Source organism: Nonomuraea sp. B208 (assembly GCF_057536035.1).
This window is the reverse complement of the sequence record NZ_BAAJOU010000023.1, coordinates 186927-207627: the sequence shown is the minus strand read 5'-3', so window position 1 is coordinate 207627 and position 20701 is coordinate 186927. Positions and strand designations below refer to the sequence as shown.

Below are 20701 nucleotides of genomic sequence, written 5' to 3'. Positions count from 1 at the left end.
CGGGTAGGCAACGGGCACTCCCCCTGATCACAAAGGGGGGAAGGCGTGCTCGACCGGCTCTTCGAGCTGACCCGGCGCGAGACCACGGTCGGCCGCGAGGTGCGTGGCGGGATCACCACCTTCATGGCCATGGCGTACATCATCCTGCTCAACCCGATCATCCTGGCCGGGGCGAAGGACGTCACGGGCGCCCAGCTCTCCATCGTGCAGCTGACCACCAGCACCGCGCTGGCGGCGGCGATCTCGACGCTGCTCATGGCGTTCGTCGGCAACGCGCCCTTCGGCCTGGCCGCCGGGCTGGGGCTCAACGCGGTCGTCGCCTACCAGGCCGCCCCCCACATGACCTGGCGCGAGGCGATGGGCCTGGTGGTGCTCGGCGGCTTCGTGATCATCCTGCTGGCCGTGACCGGCCTGCGCACCCTGATCATGAACGCCATCCCGCTCGCGCTCAAGCACGCCATCAGCGTCGGCATCGGGCTGTTCGTCGCGCTCATCGGCCTGGTGGACGCCGGGTTCGTGGCCGCGGGCTCGGGCACGCCCGTGCAGCTCGGCGCCACCGGTCATCTGACGGGCTGGCCGGTCGTGATGTTCTGCTTCGGCCTGCTGCTGATGATCGCCCTGTACGCCCGCCGCACCCCGGCCGCCATCCTCATCAGCATCGTGGTGACCGCGGCCCTGTCGGTCCTGGTGAACTCCGTGGCCACCGTCGATCCCCGGTCGTGGGGCGTGGTGACGCCGCGGGTGCCCGAGTCGCTGGTCGCCGCGCCGGACTTCGGGCTGGTGGGGCAGTTCGACCTGTTCGGCGGCTTCGCCAGGGCGGGGGCGCTGACCGCGGCCGTCGTGCTGTTCACGCTCGTCCTGTCGGGCTTCTTCGACGCGATGGGCACCATCATCGGCGTCAGCGACGAGGCCGGCCTGGTGGACCGGGCCGGCCAGGTGCCGCGTCTCGGCCGCATCCTCACCGTGGACGGGGTCGCCGGCATGGTGGGCGGCTCGGTCAGCGCCTCGGCGAACACCGTGTTCGTGGAGTCGGCGGCGGGCGTCGGCGAGGGCGCGCGCACCGGCCTGGCCAGCGTGGCGACCGGGGCGCTGCTCGGGCTGACGCTGCTGTTCACGCCGCTCGCCGGCGTGGTGCCCGCCGCGGCCGCCGCTCCCGCGCTGGTGCTGGTCGGGGCGCTGATGATGATGCAGAGCAGGAACGTGCCCTGGCAGGACGTGGACGTCGCCATCCCGGCGTTCCTCACCATCGCGCTGATGCCGTTCACGTACTCGATCACCAACGGGGTCGGCGCGGGCGTCATCTCCTACACCCTGATCAAGGCGGCCAGGGGCAGGTTCGCCGAGATCCCGTGGCTGCTGTGGGTGGTGTCGCTGGTGTTCCTCGCCTATTTCGCGATCGACTGGCTGGAGCGGCTGTTCGCCTGATCAGCCGAGGTCGCCGCTGTTGCAGGCGACGCCGTTGCGGTCGGTGTCGGTGTACCAGGTGTATTCCGTGTGGACGCCCTTGGAGTAGGGGCCGTAGCCGTGCGCCACGGCCTCCTTGCAGGAGGCGTAGCGCGGGTCCTCGCCGCCGGTGCCGGAGGCGGGGCTCGTGACGCCGGGAGAGGTCGCGGCGCCCGGCTGCGTCCCCGACGACGCGGGCGGGGTCGCGGGCGGAGTGGTCGGCGGGGTCGCGCCGGGGTCGGTCCCGGGGTTCGTGGCGGTGCCGGGGTCGGTGCCGGGGTCGGTGCCCGGCGGGGAGGTGGCGGGCGAGGCGCCCGCGGACGGGCCGAGCAGCCGCGCGGTCAGGGCGTCGGCCTCCTCCTTGGTGAACCCGGCGATGCGCAGGCTGTCGCCGCTCATCGGCTCGGTCACGACGGGCGCGGCCACCACCGTCTTGGGCTGCTCCGGCTCGGCGGGCGCGAGCACGACGGCGAGCTGCCGCTGGTCGGGCTCCAGCTCGTCGACGAGCTCGACCAGCTTGTCCTTGAACCCGGCGGCGACGGCGATGCGGACGGAGTATTGGCCGTCCTTCTCCCTGATCGGCTCGATGCGCTGCACCGACAGCACGGTGACGCCGTCCTCCAGGAGGTAGCAGGTGCGCTGCTCCTCGTCGAGCACGGCCTGCTCGCCCGGGCACGGCGCGGGCTTGAACTCCTTGACCGGGGCGAAGTGCAGCGGCACCGCCAGCCTGACCGGCGGGGCGCCGCCGAGCAGCGGCTGGTCGGGGTTCTTGGTCATCAGGACCGCGACGGTGCCGAGCACGCCGGCCACGAGCACCACCAGCACGAGCGAGACGATCAGCACGATGGTGGTGAGTCTGCTGGCCTGCGGCTCCTCCGGATCCGCGGGGGGCTGCGCTTCCGGCTTGTCCATCGATGACGTTCCCATCCTGACGTTCGGGCCGCGGAGAGCCTATCGAGGACCGGCCGGGGCAAGGTAATCATGACGGATCGCGGATTGACCGCAAAATCGGCGCGGACGGAAGGCGATCGATGAAGATCGGTGTTCCCGTAGAGGTCAAGAACAGCGAATACCGGGTGGCGCTGACGCCGGCGGGCGTGCACGAGTTCGTCCGCCACGGCCACCAGGTCCACGTCGAGCGCGGCGCCGGCGAGGGGTCGGCGATCCCCGACGCCGACTTCGCCGCGGCGGGCGCGGTCATAGTCCCGGAGGCCGACGAGGTGTGGGGCGCGGCCGACCTGGTGCTGAAGGTGAAGGAGCCGGTCGCCGAGGAGTACCACCGGCTGCGCAAGGGCCTGGTGCTGTTCACCTACCTCCACCTGGCCGCCTCCCGGCCGTGCACGCGGGCGCTCCTGGACTCGGGGTGCACGGCGGTCGCGTACGAGACCGTCCAGACGGCGAACGGCGCGCTGCCGCTGCTGGCCCCCATGTCGGAGGTCGCGGGCCGGCTGGCGCCGCAGGTCGGCGCCTACCACCTGATGCGCTCGGCGGGCGGCCGGGGCGTGCTGATGGGCGGCGTGTCCGGCGTGCACGCGGCGCACGTCGTCGTCATCGGGGCGGGCGTGTCCGGCATGAACGCCGCCGCCATCGCCCTCGGCATGCAGGCCGAGGTGCTGCTGCTGGACAGCAACATCGACAAGCTGCGCCAGGCCGACCTCATCTACCAGGGCCACTGCCAGACGGTCGCGTCGAACACGCTGGAGATCGAGCGGGCGGTGACGGAGGCCGACCTGGTGATCGGCGCGGTGCTGGTGCCCGGCGCGAAGGCGCCCAAGCTGGTGACCAACGACCTGGTCGCGCGGATGAAGCCGGGCTCGGTGCTGGTGGACATCTCGATCGACCAGGGCGGCTGCTTCGAGGACTCCCGGCCGACGACGCACGAGGAGCCGACCTACCGGGTGCACCGGTCGCTGTTCTACTGCGTGGCCAACATGCCGGGGGCGGTGCCGCACACCTCGACGTTCGCGCTGACCAACGTCACGTTGCCGTACGCGCTTTCCATCGCGGACCTCGGCTGGCGGCGGGCCATGCGCGAGGACCCGGCGCTGGCCCGCGGGCTGAGCACGCACGAGGGGCAGCTGACCAGCGAGCCCGTGGCCGAGGCGCACGGGCTGGAATGGACGCCGGCGCGGGACGTGCTCGGCTGAGCACGCCCCGCGCCGGTCGTTCCCGCTCGCGGGTTACTGCTGCTGCTGCGACGGGCTGGCCGACGGCCGCAGCGTCTCCATCGGGGTGTTCTGCTGGCCCGTGGGCTCGGGCGGCAGCGGGGCCTCGTCGGCCGTGGTGGTGATGGCGCCGTCGCCCCCGCAGGTCGCGCCGGGCTCCGGCGTGTCGGCGCCGTTCTGGTAGCGCTTGATGAAGGCGGGCAGCTTGGGGTCGGCCGGGTCGGTCAGCTTGAGCTGGTGGCCCCAGGAGGACACAACGATCGGCGAGGGCAGGTTGGGGAACGGGCTCATCAGCATGTAGTTCTGCTGGCCCGTGGACGTGGCGACTTCCTTCAGCTTGTCGATCTGGGCCTTCGGCAGGTCGGGCCGGTAGGTGATCCAGGTCGCGCCGTGCTCCAGCGAGTGGACGGCGTGCTCGGGGTGGATCGGCTTGTCGTAGATCGCGCACTGCTGCCAGTAGTTGTTGTGCTGGCCGCCGACCGGCGGGGTCTCCTTGTAGGTGACCGGGGTCCAGACGTGCTCGCCGGCTTCGTACTTGGCGCTCGTCACGGCGTCCAGCGAGGTCTCACGGGCCTGCTTCACCAGGTAGAAGCCCACCAAACCGACCAGGACGACGATGATCAGCCCGCCCGTGCCCCACATGAGCAGCGCGGCGCGGCGTTGTTTGCGCTTCTGGTCGGCCCGCATCTTCTGCAGATGCTCGCGCCGCGCCTGCGCCTTCTCCTTCGTCATCGTTCCTCCATCGGCGTACCAACAGGGGTCACCTTATGCCCTTCCGGCGTATGCGGAGAATAAGGCGGACGTAAGGCAGGGATCTCAGGTTCGTCCCCAGGTGGGTACGCTGGACGCGTCATGGACAAGCCCCTCAGAAACCCCGTGCTCATCGTCTGCGGCGTGCTGGTGCTCGCCGCGGCGGCCTATCTGCTCTTCGGTCGCTCGGGCACGCCCGGCGACTCCTCGCCGGAGGCCGGGTTCGCCCGCGACATGGCCGTGCACCACGCGCAGGCCGTCGACATGTCCTTCGTCGTCAGGGACAAGCGGCCCGCCAAGGAGATCTCCAGCCTGGCCTTCGACATCATCAACACGCAGGCCAACCAGCGCGGCATGTTCCTCGGCTGGCTGCAGCAGTGGGGGCTGGACCAGGCGGGCGGCGACAGGCCGATGGCGTGGATGAGCGGCCACGGGCACGGCGCCGCAGCGCCCACAGCCGGGCCCGCCGGCGTCGCGAGCACCGGCCTGATGCCCGGCATGGCCTCACCGGAGGAGCTGGCCAGGCTCAAGGCGGCCGACGGCACGCAGGCCGAGGTGCTGTTCCTGCAGCTCATGATCCGCCATCATGAGGGCGGGGTGGAGATGGCCGAGGGCCTGCTCGACCTGTCGACCCGGCCCGAGGTGGTGAACATGGCGCGCAAGATCGTCCAGGGGCAGAGCAGCGAGATCAAGCTGATGACCGACCTGCTGCACCGGCGCGGCGCGCAGCCGCTCCCCTCCATCCTCCAGCCGAAGTAGGCGGGCGCTCCCGGGGTGGACGCTGACGCCGTGGTGGTCGGCTCCGGGCCCAACGGGCTCGTCGCCGCCGTCACGCTGGCCCGCGCCGGACGCCGGGTGCTGCTGCTGGAGGCGGCCGACCGGTTCGGCGGCGCGCTCCGCTCCGGCGAGCTGACCCTGCCAGGCCGGGTGCACGACTTCGGCGCGACCGTCATGGCGATGGCCCTCGCCTCCCCCGCCTTCCGCGGGCTGGAGCTGAAGGGCGTGGAGTTCGTCCATCCGCCGGTGCCCGCCGCCCATCCGCTGGACGGCCGCCCGGCGGTGCTGGTGCACCGCGATCCCGTACGCACGGCCGCCGGGCTCGGCCGTGACCGGCGTGCCTGGCTGGCGACCGTCGGCGCGACCGCGCGGGCCGGGCCGCCGCTGGTGGAGCTGCTGCTCAAGCCGCTCGGGCCGTGGGGCGGCGTGCCGCCGGCGGCGTTCGCGCAGGCGGCGGCGTTCGGGGCGGCGGCGCTGCTGCCCGCCACCACGTTCGCGCGTCGGGCCTTCCGCACGACCGAGGCGCGGGCGGTGCTCGCCGGCATGGCCGCGCACTCCGTCCTCGACCTGCGCTCCCCCGTCAGCGCCGGCTACGGCCTGCTGCTGGCGTCCCTGGCCCACTCGGTGGGCTGGCCGCTGGTGCGGGGCGGGTCGCAGGTGCTGGCCGACGCGCTGGTGGCCGAGCTGCGCGCGCTGGGCGGCGAGGCCGTCGCCGGGCACCGGGTGCGGCGGCTGGCCGAGGTGCGGGCGCCCGTCGTGGTGCTCGACGTGACGCCCAGGCAACTGCTCGCCATGGCCGACCTGCCGGCCGGCTACCGGCGGCGGCTGGAGCGCTACCGCTACGGCCCCGGGGTGTTCAAGCTCGACTGGGCGCTGGACGGGCCCGTGCCGTGGCGGGATCCGGCGGTCGCCGGGGCGGGCACGGTCCACCTCGGGGGGACGCTGGAGGAGATCGCGCTCAGCGAGGCGGAGGCGGCCGCCGGGCGGGTGTCGCCGCGGCCGTACGTGCTGGTGGTGCAGCCGTACGCGGCCGATCCGACGCGGGGCGGGCACACCCTGTGGGCCTACTGCCACGTCCCGAACGGCTCGCGCGCCGATCTGACCGGCGCGATCGAGGCCCAGATCGAGAGGTACGCCCCCGGCTTCCGCGAGCGGGTGCTGGCCCGGCACGCCATGGGCCCGGCCGAGCTGGAGGCGTTCGACGCCAACCTGGTGGGCGGCGACATCTCCGGCGGGCTGTCCAGCCTCGCGCAGTTCCTGCGCCGCCCGGTGTGGTCCCCGGCGCCGTGGCGCACCCCGCTGCCGGGGGTGTTCCTGTGCTCGGCGGCCACGCCGCCGGGCGGCGGGGCGCACGGCATGGGCGGCTGGCAGGCCGCCCGGCTGGCCCTGCGCCCCTGACCACCCCGGGGACGACTCAGCCGGTCGAGGCCGCCATCTCCTCGGCGACCGCCGCGGCGAAGGCGTCCACGTCGGCCTCGGTGGTGTCGAAGGCGCACATCCAGCGGACCTCGCCGGTGGCCTCGTTCCAGGTGTAGAAGCGGAAGCGCTTCTGCAGGCGCTCGGTGACGTCGGGCGGCAGGACGGCGAAGACCGCGTTGGCCTCGACCGGCCGGGGCAGGACGACGCCGGGGATGTCGCGGACGGCGTCGGCCAGCCGCCGCCCCATGGCATTGGCCTGGCGGGCGTTGCGCAGCCACAGGTCGCCGGCGAGCAGCGCCTCGAACTGCGCCGAGACGAAGCGCATCTTCGACGACAGCTGCATGAACGTCTTGCGGATGTAGTCGACGCCGCTCGCCGCCTCCGGGTTGAGCACGACGACGGCCTCGCCATACAGCAGCCCGATCTTGGTCCCGCCGAAGGAGAGCACGTCTACGCCGACGTCGGTGGTGAGCGCCCGCAGGGGCACGTCGAGCGCGGCGGCGGCGTTGGTGAGGCGGGAGCCGTCGAGGTGGACGAGCAGCCCCCGCTCGTGGGCGTGCGCGCAGAGCGCGGCGAGCTCGTCAGGGGTGTAGAGGGTGCCGAGCTCGGTGGTGTTGGACACCGACACCACGCGCGGCTGCGCGCGGTGCACGTCGCCGAAGCCCCACGCCTGCCGGTCGACCAGCTCGGGGGTGAGCCTGCCGTCCGGGGTGGGCACGGGCAGGAGCTTGATCCCGGCCGTGACCTCGGGGGCGCCGCCCTCGTCGGTGTTGATGTGGGCGGTCTCGGCGCAGATGACCGCCTCCCACGGGCGGGTCATCGCCCGCAGGGAGACGACGTTCGCGGCCGTGCCGTTGAAGACGGGCCACGCCTGCGCCTGCTCGCCGAAGTGGCGGCGGAAGACGTCCTGCAGCGCCTCGGTGTAGGCGTCCTCGCCGTAGGCGATCTGGTGTCCGCCGTTGGCCGTGGCGATGGCCTGCAGGATCTCCGGGTGGACGCCGGCGTAGTTGTCGCTGGCGAACGCCTTGAGATGGGGGTCGTGCCGGGGGATCAAGAGGTGAGGTCCAATCGGGTGCCGTTGAGCTCGGCGGCGGGGCGGTCGTAGAGTCCGCCGATCGCCGCGGCGAGGTCGTTGACGTCGGTGAAGCCGGCGAAGCGGGCCTGCGGCTTGGCGGCCCGCATCGCGTCGTTGACGAGGGCCTTGACGACGAGGACGACGGCCGCCGACGAGGTGCCGGACAGCGCGTCGGCCAGGGAGAGCGTCCACGCCTCCGCCGCCGCCTTGGCCGCGGAGTAGGCCGCGCCGCCGGCGGACGGCTTCTCCGCCGCCTTGGCCGAGACGATCACGAAGCGGCCGTTGTCGCTGCGGCGCAGCAGCGGCTCGAAGGCCAGCGAGACGTGCTGGAGGGTGCGGATCAGCAGGTCGTGCAGCAGGTCCCAGTCGTCGAGCGAGGTCTCGGCGAAGGACGCGGACCCGCGCCAGCCGCCGACCAGGTGGACCACGCCGTCCACGCGGCCGTGCTCGCGCTCGACGCGCTCGGCGAGCCGCTGGACGGCGGCGCGGTCGAGCAGGTCGACGTCGTCCTTGTCGACGCCGATGACGGTGTGGCCGTCCTTGCGGAAGTGCGCCGTCACGGCCTCGCCGGTGGGGCCGCCGGCCCCCGTCACCAAGATGATCATGCGCGCAGCCCCTTAGTCGATTCGACGACGTCCGTCAGCTTACGACGCAGTGCCTCGTAGAACATGCTCAGGGGGAACTCGTCCGGCAGGACCGCGTCCACCTTGGCCTTCTGCTCCTCCGGCAGCGCCGCGACGCCCTTGGCCCAGACGGACGCCGGGTGCGGGGCCACGTAGGCGCTGACCAGCTCGTGGGCGGCCAGCCAGTGGGCGAGCTTGGACCGGTCGATGCTGTCGCGATAGAGCTTCTCCACCTCGCCGCGCAGGTCGGCCACGCCGTCGGCGACGCGCGCCCAGTCGATCGACAGCCGGTTGTCGGTCCACCGGATGACGTCGTTGCGGTGCAGGTAGGCGAACAGGAGCTGGCCGCCGAGCCCGTCGTAGTTGCGCACCCGGTCACCGCTGATGGGGAAGCGGAACAGCCGGTCGAACAGGATCGCGTGCTGGACGTAGCGGGCGTGCGGCACGCCCTCCCGCTCCAGCTTCACCGCCTCGCCGAACGCGGTCAGGTCGCAGCGCAGCTCCTCCAGCGAGTACAGCCAGTACGGCATCCGCTGCTTGATCATGAACGGGTCGAACGGCAGGTCGCCGTGGCTGTGCGTACGGTCGTGGACGAGGTCCCACAGCACGAAGGTGTCCTCGGCGAGCGGCTGCGAGTCCAGCAGCCGGGCGGCGTCCGGCGGCAGGTCCAGCTTGAGCGTCTCGGCCGCCGCCGCCGAGACCCGGCGGAAGCGCGCGGCCTCGCGGTCGGCGAAGATGCCGCCCCAGGTGAAGCGGGCCGGCGTCTGCCGCACCGCGACGGTCTCGGGGAAGAGCACGGCCGAGTGGGTGTCGTAGCCGGAGGTGAAGTCCTGGAAGGCGATCGGCACGAACATCGGGTTGTCGTAGCCGCCCGCCTCCAGCCGGGCCAGCCAGTCCGGCCAGATCGTCCGGATCCAGACGGCCTCCAGGTTGCGGTTGGGGTTGCCGTTCTGGGTGTACATCGGGAAGACGACCAGGTGCTCCAGGCCGTCCACGCGCTGGGTGTCGGGGTGGAACAGGTCGAGCGAGTCGAGGAAATCGGGGACGCCGAGCCCGGACGCGGCCCACTTGGCGAGGTCCGCGCGGACCGCCTCCAGGTACGCGGCGTCGTGCGGGAAGTGCGGCGCGAGCTCGCCGACGGTGGCGCCGACCCGCTCGACCAGCGCGGCGGCCCGCTCCTTGGCCTCCTCCGGCACCGAGCCGTCCTTGACCTGCAGCGGCCGCAGCTCCTCCACGATCTCCTTGAGCCGGGCGAACAGCTCCGCCTTCACCGCGTCGCGGGCGCCGGCCGCCTCGTTGTCCTCGGGGACGCGGGCGGCCCAGGTGACGACGTTGCCCCAGAGGGCGCGGTGGTCGTAGTCGTCGATCGAGTCGTCGCCGAACAGGTCGGAGTCGGCGAACGCGACGACCCGGCCCTGCCCGTGCCGCACGGCCACCGCGAGCGGCGCGCCCGCCGGGTCGGCCGTGGCGGAGGTGGTGAACAGCACCGTGGCGTCGCGGCCCGGCTCCACGGTCAGCACGCCGCTGCGGTAGAAGCAGGCGTCCCGCACGCCGGCCAGCAGGCCGCCCGTGGTGGCGCGCTCGGCGCGTACCCAGGTGGCGACGCCCTGGTGGGCGTGGCCGGGGTCGCGGACCGTGGTGTGGCCGACGCCGAGGCCGAAGCGGGCGAGCAGGTCCCGCAGATTGTTGCCGTACTTGTCCTGCTCCTCCTCGGCCAGCACGACGAGCCCGCCGCCGGCGGCCACGTACGCCTCGACGGCGTCGAGCTCCTCGGCGGACAGGACGGGGCTGCCCTGGCCGGTGGTGCGCTCCCAGCGCTCGCCCGAGGGGTGGGCGATGACCAGCACGTCCTGCTCGGCGAGGACGTCGGGTTGGAGCGTTCCCGTGGTGCGGGCGGTCACCGTGTGCCCGAGATGGCGCAGCAGCTCCGCCGCCCGCGCGTAGCTGTTGTCATCGGGGTGGGCGGGGTTGATGGCCTCGGCCACCTCGCGCCGCACGGTCCACGACTCGCTGTGGGCCTCGTCGAACAGTACTCGGGGGAACGCTCGCATGAAAATCTCCTGTATCGACCGCCTTATGCCGAAAAATATACACATATGACCCGATGGTTGCCTACAACCTCAGGCCGCACCCGGCCGGACGACCCCCGACTCGTACGCGAACACCACCGCCTGCGCCCGGTCGCGCAGGGACAGTTTCATGAGCACCCGCGCCACGTGCGTCTTGACCGTCGCCTCCCCCACGAACAGCTCGCCCGCGATCTCGGCGTTGGTCAGGCCGCGCGCCAGCAGCCGCAGCACCTCCAGCTCGCGCGGCGTCAGCTCGCCCAGCATCGGCGACGGCTTCGGCTCGGCCCGCCCGGCGAACGTGGCGATCACCCGGCTGGTCACCGCCGGGTCGAGCAGCGCGTCGCCCGCGTGCACCACCCGGATGGCCTCGAGGAGCTGCTCCGGCGGCGAGACCTTCAGCAGGAACCCGCTGGTGCCGGCGCGCAGCGCCGCGTAGAGGTTCTCGTCGGTGTCGAACGTCGTCAGCGTGATGACCTTCGGCGGCGACGGCGTGTCGAGCAGCTCCCTGGCCGCCGACAGCCCGTCCAGCCGGGGCATCGAGATGTCCATGAGGACGATGTCCGGGCGCGTGCGCCGCGCCACGGAGATCGCCTCCCGCCCGTCGGCCGCCTCGCCGACGACTTCCATGCCGGGGTCGCTGTCGACGACCATGCGCAGCCCGGCTCTCACCATCGCCTGATCGTCCGCGATGACTATGCGTATGCCCACAGCCGGAGGGTAGACTCCGGGGATATCCCTTGAACACCCAGGTCAAGCAGGGCACAAGTCAGTTCCAAGTCACGGGCGCCGGCTCATGAGACCTGGATGCTCTGCCTGAAGCGGGCCTGGGTCGCGTCGTCGCAGTTCGACTTGGCGCAGAAGTACATCACGAGCATGTTCTTGGGCTGCCGGGCGATCACGTAGCTGACGAAGCCGAGCCGCGCGCCGCTCGACTGGTCGATGATGGAGCCGTCGAAGCGGGTGGCCGGTTTGTTGCCCGCCTGGTCCTGCACCGGCTTGCCGACGTCGACCGTGCCGGGCAGCAGGGAGTCCATCTTGGCCTTCATCGAGTCGGAGTCGCCCGCCGGGTCCAGGGTGTCGGAGATCTGCACGTACACGCCGGAGGCGCCCTCCGGGTCGTCGGCGATGACCTGCGAGATCGCCGACCAGTCGGCGCCGGGACCGGCCACGAACAGCGACTCGAACTCCGTCGCGTGCGGCGAGGCCACGGCGAACAGGTCCCGGTGGGTGCGCGCCGTCCAGTCGCCGGGGTAGTCGAAGGCGACCGGCGCGGCGGGGCTGGGCTGGTAGCGCGTCCAGGTGTCGCCGCGGTGACTGAAGACGATGAACGCCACCAGCGCCAGCGCGGTGACGGCGGCGACCAGTGTGACCGCCACGATCGGCACCCGGCCGGGACGCTTGCCGCGGCCGGCGGGCCTGGCGGTCGGCGCGGGGGCGTAGGTTCCCGGGCTGGGGTGCGGGCCGGACGGCGGCCCTCCGTACGGGTAGGAGTGCGGCCCGGAAGACCCCGGCACGGAGTGCGGGCCCGAGCCAGGCCCCGAGCCAGGGAACGAGCCAGGGAACGAGCCAGGATTCGAGCCCGGATTCGAGCCTGGATTCGAGCGCGGCCCGGAGGAGCCCGGCACGGAGTACGGCCCGGAGTGCGGGCTCGTCCCGGGGCGCGGCACCAGGCCGCCGCCCAGCAGCGCGTCGGGGTCGGCCTGGGGGCCGCTGATCGCGTCACGGAGCGCGGTGACGAACTCGGTGCAGGTGGCGTAGCGCTGCTCGGGCGACTTGGCCAGCGCCCGCGCCATCACGGCGTCCACCTGCGGCGGCAGCTCGGGCCTGATGTGCGACAGCGGCACCGGCTGCTCGGCGAGGTGCGCCCAGAGCAGCGCGATGTCGTTCTCCCGCTGGAACGGCAGCCGCCCCGACAGCGCCTCGTAGACCACGCAGGCCAGCGCGTACTGGTCGCAGCGCCCGTCGATGTGCTCCTTGTTGATCTGCTCGGGCGACATGTACCGGGGCGTGCCGATGAACTGGTCGGTCTGGGTCAGCCCGGAGATGGACGAGCGGTGCTTGGTGATGCCGAAGTCGGTGAGGTAGACGTGGTCGCCGGCCAGCAGGATGTTGGCCGGTTTGACGTCGCGGTGGATGAGGTCGTGGGCGTGGGCGGCGTCGAGCGCGGCGGCCACCTGCGCGAAGATGCGGTTGGCCGGGCCGAGCGGGAGCGGCCCCCGGTCGTGGATGAAGCGGCGCAGGTCGAGGCCGTCCACGTAGCGCATGGCGATGTAGAGCACGCCGTCGGCGTCGGCGTTGGCCTCGTAGATCGGGATGATGTTGGGGTGCTCGATGCTGGCGACGGTCCTGGACTCCAGGATGAACCGCTGCCTGAACCGGTCGTCGACGCTGAGCACCGGGTTGAGGATCTTCAGCGCGACGCGGCGGCTCAGCCGGGGGTCGAGCGCCAGGTAGACGACGGCCATGCCGCCCTTGCCGACGATGTCCTCGATGTAGTACCCGGCCACCTCCTGGCCGATGAGCGATCTGTCGTTCAAGTGCATCACGTCTCGATGGGGTGACCGCAGTAGCCGCAGAAGCGGTGGCCGGCGCCCAGCCTCATGCCGCAGGACACGCAGTACTTCATCGGGCCCTCCTGCGCCGTCAGCACCTGCTGCTGCTGCGGGACCGCCTGGAACGGCTGGGAGCGTCGGACGACGACGGTCTGGCTGGCGCCTTCGTCGTACGCGGGGCCGGTCGCAAGCGGTGGCGGCAGTTCTTCCGTACGTCTGTCAGGAGCGCGGCGGCGCCACAGCAGATACGCCCCGCCGCCCGCGGCGATGAAGAGCACGCCCGCCGCCACCAGGAACGGCCACAGCGGCCGGGAGGAGGAGACCGGGGGCGCGGCGAGCTGCTTGGTGCCCTGGTCCTCGGGGCCGCCGCGCTTGGCCAGCGTGGTCTTGAGCAGGTTGGCGGCCACCACGTCGCCGGGGTAGAGCTCCAGCACGCGCTGGAAGCCCGGCGCGGCCTCGGTGTAGTACTTGGTGTGGTAGCGGGCCAGCGCCGCCTCGAACGCGGTGTCGATGGCGCCGCGGCGGGGTGTCACCTTGGCCTGGGCGAGGACGTTCAGGACCTCGCGGACCCCGAGCATCTTGCCTTCCTTGCCGCCGCCGATGAGCAGGCCGATGACGTGGCCGTCCTTGTCGCCGATGACCGGCGCGCCCACCATGCCCTTGTCGGCCATGGCGCCCAGCTCGACCGGCTCGTCCACCTTCTTCTCCGGGTCGGCGAACGGCCGGCCCGTCTGGCCCTTGCCGCCGCCCTGCCCGAGGTGCGCGATGGCGACGCTGTGCTGCACGTCCGGGCCGGGGCGGCCGAGGAAGCCCGCGACGTTCGTGGGCGAGCCCACCTGGTCGGGCACCTTGTCGGCCAGCGGCGCGGTCGGCATGCCGACGCCGGTCGCGGGGGTCAGCGGCACCAGCACCGCGGGGTCGTCGGGGTCGGGGCCGGCCTTGATGCACTTGACCTTGTAGCCGTCGGTGCTGGCCGGGGTGACGTTGGGGTAGGCGGTGATCTCGGTCGTGACGTCGATGATGCAGGTGGCGGTGTCGGTCTTGGGCGGGTAGCACTCCTGCAGGTGGTGGTTGAGCCGGTCGTCGGAGAGCTTGTGCTTCTTGTAGTCGGCGGGGATCTTCACCTTGTGGTGCTCGGCGAAGATCCTGTTGGCGGCGTAGACGGCGACGTCGTCGGGGTTGACCGCCAGGCGGCGCAGGCCGACGACGGTGCCGTCGGGGTTGACGACCGTGCCGGTGCCGGAGGCGAAGGGGATGTCGTAGGACCGCTCCACGTGTTTGAGCTCGCCGATGTGGTCGAGCAGGGTGATCTCCACGTGGGAGACCGCTTCCAGGCGCACCACGGCGGGGGTGACCAGGTCCGTGATGCCGCTGGGGTGGTCGTGGGCCGCGGCCGGCGCGGCGGTCAGGAACACCGTGGCCGACACGACCGCCGCGACGGCACCGAGAAGAGCTGTGAGGCGCGCCATCTCTCCGCTCCCAACACAAGGACTAGGACCAGCGTCCCAATCACCCGTCGTAAGTCAATAGACCACTACGTAGACAAGCGCTTGCTAGGGGGCGTAGCGTACCCGGGTGGCCTACTCGATCGGCGTCGATGTCGGCGGCACCTTCACCGATGTGGTCCTTCGAGATACGTCCGGCGCGATTTCCGTGGCCAAGTGCTTGAGTACCCACTACGACCCCATCGCGGGAATCGTGGCGGGCGTTACGCGCGCCCTCGGCGGCCGGGATCCCGCGCAGGTCACGCGGGTGGTGCACGCCACGACGCTGGCCACCAACGCGGTGCTGGAGCGGACCGGCGTACGTGTCGCCTATGTCACGACTCAGGGCTTTCGTAGCGTCGTGCCGCTCGGCCGTTACGCCCGCGTCGAGGAGGACCGCTACGACCTCCGTTTCACCCCGCCCCCTCCCCCGGTCGCGCCCGAGGACTGCTTCGAGGTGACCGAGCGCGTCTCGGCGCGCGGCGAGGTCCTGACGCCCCTCGACGACGCCTCCGTACGCCGGGTCGCCGCCGAGATCGCCGGACGCGGCATCGGCTCGGCCGCCGTGTGCCTGCTGCACGCCTACGCGAACCCCGCCCACGAGCGGCGGGTCGCGGAGATCCTGCGCGCGTCGGTGCCGTCCGTGGTGACCAGCTCGGAGGTGTGGCCGGAGATCCGCGAGTACGAGCGCGCCACCACCACCATCATGTCCGCCTACGTCGGCCCGCTCATGGCCTCCTACCTGTCCCGGCTGCGCGAGCGGCTGGCCGCGCTCGGGATCCGCGCGCCCGTCCACGTCATGGAGTCCGGGGGCGGCGTCGTCTCCGCCGAGCTGGCCGCGCGGCGGGCGGTGGCCACGATCGAGTCGGGGCCGGCGGCCGGGGTGCTGGCGGCGGCCGGGGCCGGGTTCGCCGACGCGATCTCGTTCGACATGGGCGGGACCACCGCCAAGGCGTGCGTGGTGCGCGGCGGGCGGCCGGAGATCACCCACGAGTTCCACGTCGGCGGCAAGGGCAGCTTCGGCGGGCGGCGGGCGGGCACCGGCGTGCCGATCAGGACCCCGGCCATCGACCTGGCGGAGGTGGGCGCGGGCGGCGGCAGCGTGGCCTGGCTGGACCCGGCGGGCACGCTGCGCGTCGGGCCGCGCTCGGCCGGGTCGTCCCCGGGCCCCGCCTGCTACGGGCTGGGCGGCGCGGAGCCCACGGTCACGGACGCCAACCTGGTGCTCGGCTACCTCGCCTCCGCCTCGATCCCGCTGACGCCGGCCCTCGCGGAGGAGGCGGTCGACCGGCTCGCCGGGCCGCTCGGCGTGGCGCGGGAGGAGGCGGCGCGGGCGGTGCACGAGATCGTCAGCGCCGCGATGGCCTCCGCCGTGCACGTCGTGACCGTGCAGCGGGGCATCGACCCGCGCGGCTTCGCCCTGGTGGCCTTCGGCGGGGCCGGGCCCATGCACGCGGCGCGGGTCGCGGAGCGGTTCGGGATCGCGACGGTCGTGGTGCCCGCCCACTGCGGGGTGGCCTCGGCGGCGGGGCTGCTGGCCGGCGACCTCGCCACCGAGCGGGTCCGTTCCCGGCTGGACGCGGGCGACCCCGAGCCGATCTTCGCCGGGCTCGTGGCGGAGGCGGCGGCCGACCTGGGGGTGTCGCCGGCGGATCCGGAGGTGCGGGTGGAGCGGTCGGTGGACATACGCTTCCTCGGGCAGTCCCACGATCTCACGGTGGCCTGGTCGCCGTCCCGCGACGAGCTCGCCGCCCGTTTCGCCGCGCGGTACCGGCAGGTGTACGGGATCGAGCAGCGCGGCGAGATCGAACTGGTCGGCTACCGCGTCCGCCTCACCGCCCCGGCGGCGCCCCACGCACATCGGCCATCCGCCCTGGCCGGGGCCCTCGCACACCCGCCGTCCGCCCCGGCCGGGCCCCCGCCATCCACCCCCGCTGGGACCCCCGAGCCCCCGCCAGTCCCCCCCGACGGTGCCCAGGAGCACCCGCCCCTCTCCCCCGCCGGGATTCCCGAGCGCCCCCCAGCCGCTCCCGGGGCGGTCGGGAGCCGTCGGGCGTACTTCGCCGAGTGCGGGGGCTACGTCGAGGTGCCCGTGCACACCCGGGCGAGCCTGCCGGAGCGGCTGCCCGGGCCGGCGATCGTCGAGGACGCCGAGTCCACGATCGTGGTCCCGCCCTCCTGGACCGCCGCCCCCGCCCCCGCCGGCGCGGTCCACCTCACCCGGGGAGGCCGCGCGTGAGCGACGCCCTGACCGCCGAGGTGCTGCGCAACGCGCTGGTCGTGGCCGCCGAGGAGGCCAGCATCGTCGTGGTGCGCTCGGCGTACTCGACGTTCATCGTGGAGGGGTCCGACGCCTCGGCGGCCGTCCTGGACGCCCGCGGCCGGCTGGTCGCGCAGTCCATGGCCACCACGCTCATGAACAGCATGGCGCTGCGCACCGCGCTGCCCGAGCTGCTCGCCGACCTCCCGCCCGAGACGATGCGCCCCGGCGACGTGTACGCGCTCAACGACGCCTACCGGGGCGGCGTCCACACCAACGACCTGCTGGTCTACCGGCCGGTGTTCGTCGGGGGCGCGCCGGCGTACTTCACCGCCACCATGATCCACGTCTCCGACCTGGGCGGCCTGTCGGCGGGCGGCATGGCCCCGCTGGCCACGGACATCTTCCTGGAGGGCCTGCAGCTCCCGCCGGTCCGCCTGGCCACCGAGGCGGGACTGGACCCGGCGATCGAGGCCGTGCTGCGGGCCAACAGCCGCACCCCGGACAAGGTCATGGGCGACGTCCGCGCGCTCGTCGCCGGGACGGCGGTGGCCGCCGCCCGCCTGGAATCCCTGCTGGCCGAGCACGGCGAGAAGGGGCTGGCGGCGGGCATCGACGACTACCTCGACCACACCGAGGCCCGCACCCGCGCCTCGCTCGCGGCGCTGCCCGAGGGGAGCTACGCGGCGGCGTACCCGATCGACGACGACGGGATCGACCTCGGCAGGACGCACGACGTGCGGGTCACGGTCACCCTCGGGGAGGGCCGCGCCGTGCTCGACTTCGCCGGCACCGGCCCGCAGGTGCCGGCCGCGATCAACGCCTCGGCCTCGCAGTCGCTGGCCGCCGCCGTCTTCGCGATCCGCTGCTTCCTGGATCCGGCGATCCCCATGAACGACGGCTGCGTGCGCGCGATCGAGGTCCGCCTTCCGGAGGGGTCGCTGCTGAACGCCCGCTCGCCCTACCCGTGCGGCGGCCGGTACGTCCCGATCTACGCCGCCATGGAGGCCGTGTTCCAGGCGATGTCGGACGCGGTGCCCGAGCGCGCGATCGCGGCCAGCGGGATCCTGCAGCCGTTCTCGATCGCGGCGGTGGGGGCGCCGTACTGGATCCATCTCGCCTACGACTTCGGCGGGGTCGGCGCGCGGCGCGGGCTGGACGGCCCGGACGCGACCGGCGTGCACTTCGGCGTGGGCCGCAACTCGGTGCCGCAGGCCGAGCCCGTGGAGAGCCGCTGCCCGCTCGTCGTGGAGTCGATCGAGACGATCCCCGACTCGGGCGGTCCCGGCCGGTGGCGGGGCGGGCTGGGCTCGCGCACGGTCTACCGCTTCCTGGCCGACTGCCACGTCACCACCAGGGGCGACCGCCTGCGCCTGCCTCCCCCTGGCCGCGACGGCGGCCTGCCCGGCCGTCTCGGCGGCTTCTACCGGCGCCGTCTCGACGGCCGCCTGGAACGGCTCGCCTCGAAGGTGAACAACGTGCACTTCGCCACCGGGGAGGCGTTCGTGGTGGAGACCACGGGCGGCGGCGGCCTCGGCCCGCCCGCCGAGCGGGACCCGGCGGCGGTCCGCGCCGATCTCGCGGCGGGCCGGGTGACGGCGAGAGGCGCGGCCGAGGACTACGGCCTCGACCCGTCCTCCGACGGGCTGAGGTGACGCGCCCGCCACGCCTCGGCGCCGCGCCGGACGGCGGCGTGGACGGCGCGGGCGGCCCGCGCGCCCCACTCCGAGCGCGGCCCGCCGAACAGCTCCGGGGGCCCGTCGGCGGGCACGGCAACGCAGACCGCGTCGGAGGCCGTGCCCGTGCCCGCGTAGCCGGTCTCGACCAGCGCCTGGGTCTTGGCCTCCGTCACCGTCATCACCAGGTTGACCAGGGCGGCGTCGGTCATGGCGATCGGCAGCGCGGTCACGATGTTGACGGTGCCGACCCGGACCGGGGCCAGCTCGGGATCGGGGGCGCCCTCGGGCGCGGCGGCCCAGGTGGGGACGCGCAGTCCCACGGTCGCCCAGGCGTCCACGCCGCCGTCGGACGCCTGGACGCAGCGGTCCACGGAGGCGGCGGTCATCATGCCGACGCCGGCGCCGCCCGGGCCTAACGACGTCAGGTGCTCGATCGGGTCCATGCGCGCGTACCCGGCGACGACCTGGGCGTTCAGCACCCACGCGCGTTCGCCGATGCCGCCGCCGAGCACCGCCGAGGAGATCATCCGCCAGCCGGGCCCGAACTCCCACAGCAGCGCCCCGAGCCGCGCCCCCTCCTCCGTGCGGTACGTCAGCCTCACGACCCACTCCTCACCAGGTGCACGACCGGCCGGCCGTCCGGCCCCGGCTCGATCTTCACATGGGCGCCGAAGTGCCGTCCCACGAGCTCCTCGGTCAGCACCTCGGCGGGCAGTCCGGAGGCGGCCGCCCGGCCGGCGGCGAGCAGGAGCAGCGCGTCGGCGTACAGGCCGGCCACGGTCAGGTCGTGCAGGGTGGTGACGACGGTGAGCCCGTCGGCCCGGCGCAGCCGGTCCACCAACTCCAGCACCTGCTGCTGGTGGCCGAGGTCGAGCGCGGTGGTCGGCTCGTCGAGCAGCAGCACGGGGGCCTGCTGGGCGAGCGCCCTGGCCAGCACCACGCGCTGGCGCTCCCCGCCGGACAGCTCGCCGACCCGCCGCCCGGCCAGCTCCGACAGGTCGAGCCTGGCCAGCACGGACGCGGTCACCTCCCGGTCGTGGCCGCTCTCGCGCCCGAGGTAGGGGATGTACGGCGTCCGCCCCAGCAGCGCATAGTCGAAGACCGACATGTCGGGCGGCAGCGACGGCGTCTGCGGCGCGTACGCGACCAGCCTGGCCCGCGCCCGCGGCTTCAGCCCGGCCGCGGGACGCCCGTCCAGCAGCACCTCGCCCCCGTGCGCGACCAGCCCCATCACGGCCTTGAGCAGGGTGGACTTGCCGGCCCCGTTCGGCCCGATGACGGCCACCCACTCGCCCTGGCGCACCCGCATGTCCACGTCGCGGACGACGTCCCGCTCGCCGAGCCGGACAGTCACCCCCCGGGTCTCGATCACGTCTCCGCCCGCCGCGTCATCCTGAGCACCCCGACGAAGAACGGCGCCCCCACGAACATCGTCACCACGCCGATCGGCAGCTCGGCCGGGGCGAGCACGGTGCGCGCCACGAGGTCGGCGAGCACCAGGAAGGCCGCGCCGCCGAGCAGCGACAGCGGCAGCACGATCCGGTACGAGCCGCCCGCCAGCCGCCGCACCACGTGCGGCACGACGATGCCGACGAACCCGATCAGCCCGCTCACCGCCACCGCCGCCGCCGTGGCCAGCGAGGCGGCCAGCAGCACGATCAGGCGTACCCGGGCGGCGGCCACGCCCAAGCTGACGGCCTCCTCGTCGCCGACGGACAGCACGTCCAGCATCCGCCCGTGCAGCAGGAGCAGCACGGCGGCGACCACCGCGTACGGCAGCACCAGCCAGAACTGCTCCCACCCGCCGCCGACGTCGCCGAGGATCCAGGAGTAGATCCGCTGCAGCTCCTCCACCTTGAACTGCTGCACGAACGTCTGGATCGCGGTCAGGAACGACGTCACCGCCACCCCCGCCAGCACCAGCGTGGCCGTGCCGCCGGAACGCCCGGCCGTGTTCCCCAGCGTGTACGCCAGCAGCACCCCGCACACGGCCCCGGTGAAGGCCGCGACCGGGACGCCGCCCGTCAGCGCCGGCAGCGCGACGATGGCGAGCGTGGCCGCGAGCCCCGCCCCGGCCGCCGCGCCCAGCAGGTACGGATCGGCGAGCGGATTGCGGAACACGCCCTGGTAACCGGCCCCCGCCAGGGCGAGCAGCCCGCCCACCACGGCGGCGACCAGCACGCGGGGCAGCCGCAGCTCGTACAGCAGCCCCTGCTCGACCGGGGTGAGCCCCGAGTCGACGTGTACGAACGGCAGCCAGTCCACCGCCTGGAGCACCACCTGCCAGGGCGACATGTCGGCCGCCCCGCCGAGCAGCCCGGCGATCATGGAGACGGCCAGCACGCCGGCGGCGCCCGCCAGCCACAGGGGTCTGGCCCGCGACGGGCCGGCCTGTCCCGTCACGG

17 protein-coding genes are annotated in these 20701 nt (G+C 73.3%); 6 read left to right on the top strand and 11 right to left on the bottom strand.

Going from position 1 to position 20701, the window contains the following annotated elements; genetic code table 11:
* Window positions 1-45 precede the first annotated feature (45 nt).
* Window positions 46-1425 (top strand): NCS2 family permease, encoded by a 1380-nt coding sequence (locus AC27IY_RS24820; protein ID WP_423472543.1) that lies wholly within the window; start codon window positions 46-48, stop codon window positions 1423-1425.
* Here AC27IY_RS24820 and AC27IY_RS24815 read toward each other — a convergent pair whose 3' ends face one another.
* Entirely contained in the window at window positions 1426-2355 is a 930-nt protein-coding gene (locus AC27IY_RS24815; RefSeq protein WP_487179312.1) for an excalibur calcium-binding domain-containing protein, read from the bottom strand.
* A 119-nt stretch (window positions 2356-2474) separates the two neighbouring features.
* Between AC27IY_RS24815 and ald the strand changes: the two genes are divergently transcribed.
* The gene (gene ald / locus AC27IY_RS24810) at window positions 2475-3590 is read left to right on the top strand and encodes an alanine dehydrogenase (RefSeq protein WP_344214421.1); all 1116 of its coding nucleotides are present in this window, start codon (window positions 2475-2477) and stop codon (window positions 3588-3590) included.
* A 33-nt stretch (window positions 3591-3623) separates the two neighbouring features.
* On the opposite strand, the gene AC27IY_RS24805 is transcribed toward ald, so the two are convergent.
* Window positions 3624-4340, bottom strand: a complete 717-nt coding sequence (locus AC27IY_RS24805; RefSeq protein ID WP_344214419.1) for a thioredoxin-like domain-containing protein — start codon at window positions 4338-4340, stop codon at window positions 3624-3626.
* A 120-nt stretch (window positions 4341-4460) separates the two neighbouring features.
* Here AC27IY_RS24805 and AC27IY_RS24800 point away from each other — a divergent pair, with 120 nt between their 5' ends.
* Together AC27IY_RS24800 and AC27IY_RS24795 are read left to right on the top strand one after the other, a co-directional pair.
* Window positions 4461-5117 carry a DUF305 domain-containing protein gene (locus AC27IY_RS24800; RefSeq protein WP_487179311.1) on the top strand — a complete coding sequence of 219 codons (657 nt, stop codon included), beginning with the start codon at window positions 4461-4463 and terminating at the stop codon, window positions 5115-5117.
* A 15-nt stretch (window positions 5118-5132) separates the two neighbouring features.
* Window positions 5133-6533 carry a phytoene desaturase family protein gene (locus AC27IY_RS24795; RefSeq protein ID WP_487179310.1) on the top strand — a complete coding sequence of 467 codons (1401 nt, stop codon included), beginning with the start codon at window positions 5133-5135 and terminating at the stop codon, window positions 6531-6533.
* 16 nt (window positions 6534-6549) lie between these two features.
* On the opposite strand, the gene AC27IY_RS24790 is transcribed toward AC27IY_RS24795, so the two are convergent.
* The 6 genes from AC27IY_RS24790 to AC27IY_RS24765 all read right to left on the bottom strand — a co-directional run bounded on the left by AC27IY_RS24790 (window position 6550) and on the right by AC27IY_RS24765 (window position 14342).
* Window positions 6550-7608 (bottom strand): threonine aldolase family protein, encoded by a 1059-nt coding sequence (locus AC27IY_RS24790; protein WP_487179309.1) that lies wholly within the window; start codon window positions 7606-7608, stop codon window positions 6550-6552.
* Window positions 7605-8234 carry an SDR family NAD(P)-dependent oxidoreductase gene (locus AC27IY_RS24785; protein ID WP_344214411.1) on the bottom strand — a complete coding sequence of 210 codons (630 nt, stop codon included), beginning with the start codon at window positions 8232-8234 and terminating at the stop codon, window positions 7605-7607. The genes AC27IY_RS24790 and AC27IY_RS24785 overlap by 4 nt, the downstream gene beginning before the upstream one ends.
* Complete coding sequence (locus AC27IY_RS24780; RefSeq protein ID WP_449944525.1) at window positions 8231-10303, bottom strand: DUF6421 family protein; 2073 nt, start codon at window positions 10301-10303, stop codon at window positions 8231-8233. Before AC27IY_RS24780 ends, AC27IY_RS24785 begins: the two co-directional genes overlap by 4 nt.
* A 69-nt stretch (window positions 10304-10372) precedes the next feature.
* Window positions 10373-11029: a response regulator gene (locus AC27IY_RS24775; protein ID WP_091076620.1), complete on the bottom strand. Its 657-nt coding sequence runs from the start codon at window positions 11027-11029 to the stop codon at window positions 10373-10375.
* Window positions 11030-11112: 83 nt separating this feature from the next.
* A complete protein-coding gene (locus tag AC27IY_RS24770; RefSeq protein WP_487179308.1) occupies window positions 11113-12864 on the bottom strand; it encodes a serine/threonine protein kinase in 1752 nt (583 codons plus the stop codon).
* Window positions 12864-14342, bottom strand: coding sequence for a hypothetical protein (locus AC27IY_RS24765; RefSeq protein ID WP_487179307.1), 1479 nt, complete (start codon window positions 14340-14342; stop codon window positions 12864-12866). Before AC27IY_RS24765 ends, AC27IY_RS24770 begins: the two co-directional genes overlap by 1 nt.
* 106 nt (window positions 14343-14448) lie before the next feature.
* Here AC27IY_RS24765 and AC27IY_RS24760 point away from each other — a divergent pair, with 106 nt between their 5' ends.
* Together AC27IY_RS24760 and AC27IY_RS24755 are read left to right on the top strand one after the other, a co-directional pair.
* Window positions 14449-16596 (top strand): hydantoinase/oxoprolinase family protein, encoded by a 2148-nt coding sequence (locus AC27IY_RS24760; RefSeq protein WP_487179306.1) that lies wholly within the window; start codon window positions 14449-14451, stop codon window positions 16594-16596.
* Entirely contained in the window at window positions 16593-18272 is a 1680-nt protein-coding gene (locus AC27IY_RS24755; RefSeq protein ID WP_487179305.1) for a hydantoinase B/oxoprolinase family protein, read from the top strand. The genes AC27IY_RS24760 and AC27IY_RS24755 overlap by 4 nt, the downstream gene beginning before the upstream one ends.
* Here the strand turns inward: AC27IY_RS24755 and AC27IY_RS24750 are convergent.
* The 3 genes from AC27IY_RS24750 to AC27IY_RS24740 are packed head-to-tail and all read right to left on the bottom strand — an operon-like array spanning window position 18236 to window position 20699.
* Entirely contained in the window at window positions 18236-18898 is a 663-nt protein-coding gene (locus AC27IY_RS24750) for an adenosylcobinamide amidohydrolase (RefSeq protein ID WP_487179304.1), read from the bottom strand. The genes AC27IY_RS24755 and AC27IY_RS24750 overlap by 37 nt on opposite strands.
* Entirely contained in the window at window positions 18895-19668 is a 774-nt protein-coding gene (locus AC27IY_RS24745) for an ABC transporter ATP-binding protein (protein ID WP_329581108.1), read from the bottom strand. Before AC27IY_RS24745 ends, AC27IY_RS24750 begins: the two co-directional genes overlap by 4 nt.
* A complete protein-coding gene (locus tag AC27IY_RS24740; RefSeq protein WP_449944506.1) occupies window positions 19665-20699 on the bottom strand; it encodes a FecCD family ABC transporter permease in 1035 nt (344 codons plus the stop codon). The genes AC27IY_RS24745 and AC27IY_RS24740 overlap by 4 nt, the downstream gene beginning before the upstream one ends.
* Window positions 20700-20701 lie beyond the last annotated feature (2 nt).

Coding starts and splice junctions, on each gene's coding strand:
- AC27IY_RS24815 (WP_487179312.1), bottom strand. CDS start 2,355: ATGGACAAGCCGGAAGCGCAGCCCCCCGCGGATCCGGAGGAGCCGCAG.
- ald (WP_344214421.1), top strand. CDS start 2,475: ATGAAGATCGGTGTTCCCGTAGAGGTCAAGAACAGCGAATACCGGGTG.
- AC27IY_RS24800 (WP_487179311.1), top strand. CDS start 4,461: ATGGACAAGCCCCTCAGAAACCCCGTGCTCATCGTCTGCGGCGTGCTG.
- AC27IY_RS24780 (WP_449944525.1), bottom strand. CDS start 10,303: ATGCGAGCGTTCCCCCGAGTACTGTTCGACGAGGCCCACAGCGAGTCG.
- AC27IY_RS24770 (WP_487179308.1), bottom strand. CDS start 12,864: ATGCACTTGAACGACAGATCGCTCATCGGCCAGGAGGTGGCCGGGTAC.
- AC27IY_RS24765 (WP_487179307.1), bottom strand. CDS start 14,342: ATGGCGCGCCTCACAGCTCTTCTCGGTGCCGTCGCGGCGGTCGTGTCG.
- AC27IY_RS24805 (WP_344214419.1), bottom strand. CDS start 4,340: ATGACGAAGGAGAAGGCGCAGGCGCGGCGCGAGCATCTGCAGAAGATG.
- AC27IY_RS24785 (WP_344214411.1), bottom strand. CDS start 8,234: ATGATCATCTTGGTGACGGGGGCCGGCGGCCCCACCGGCGAGGCCGTG.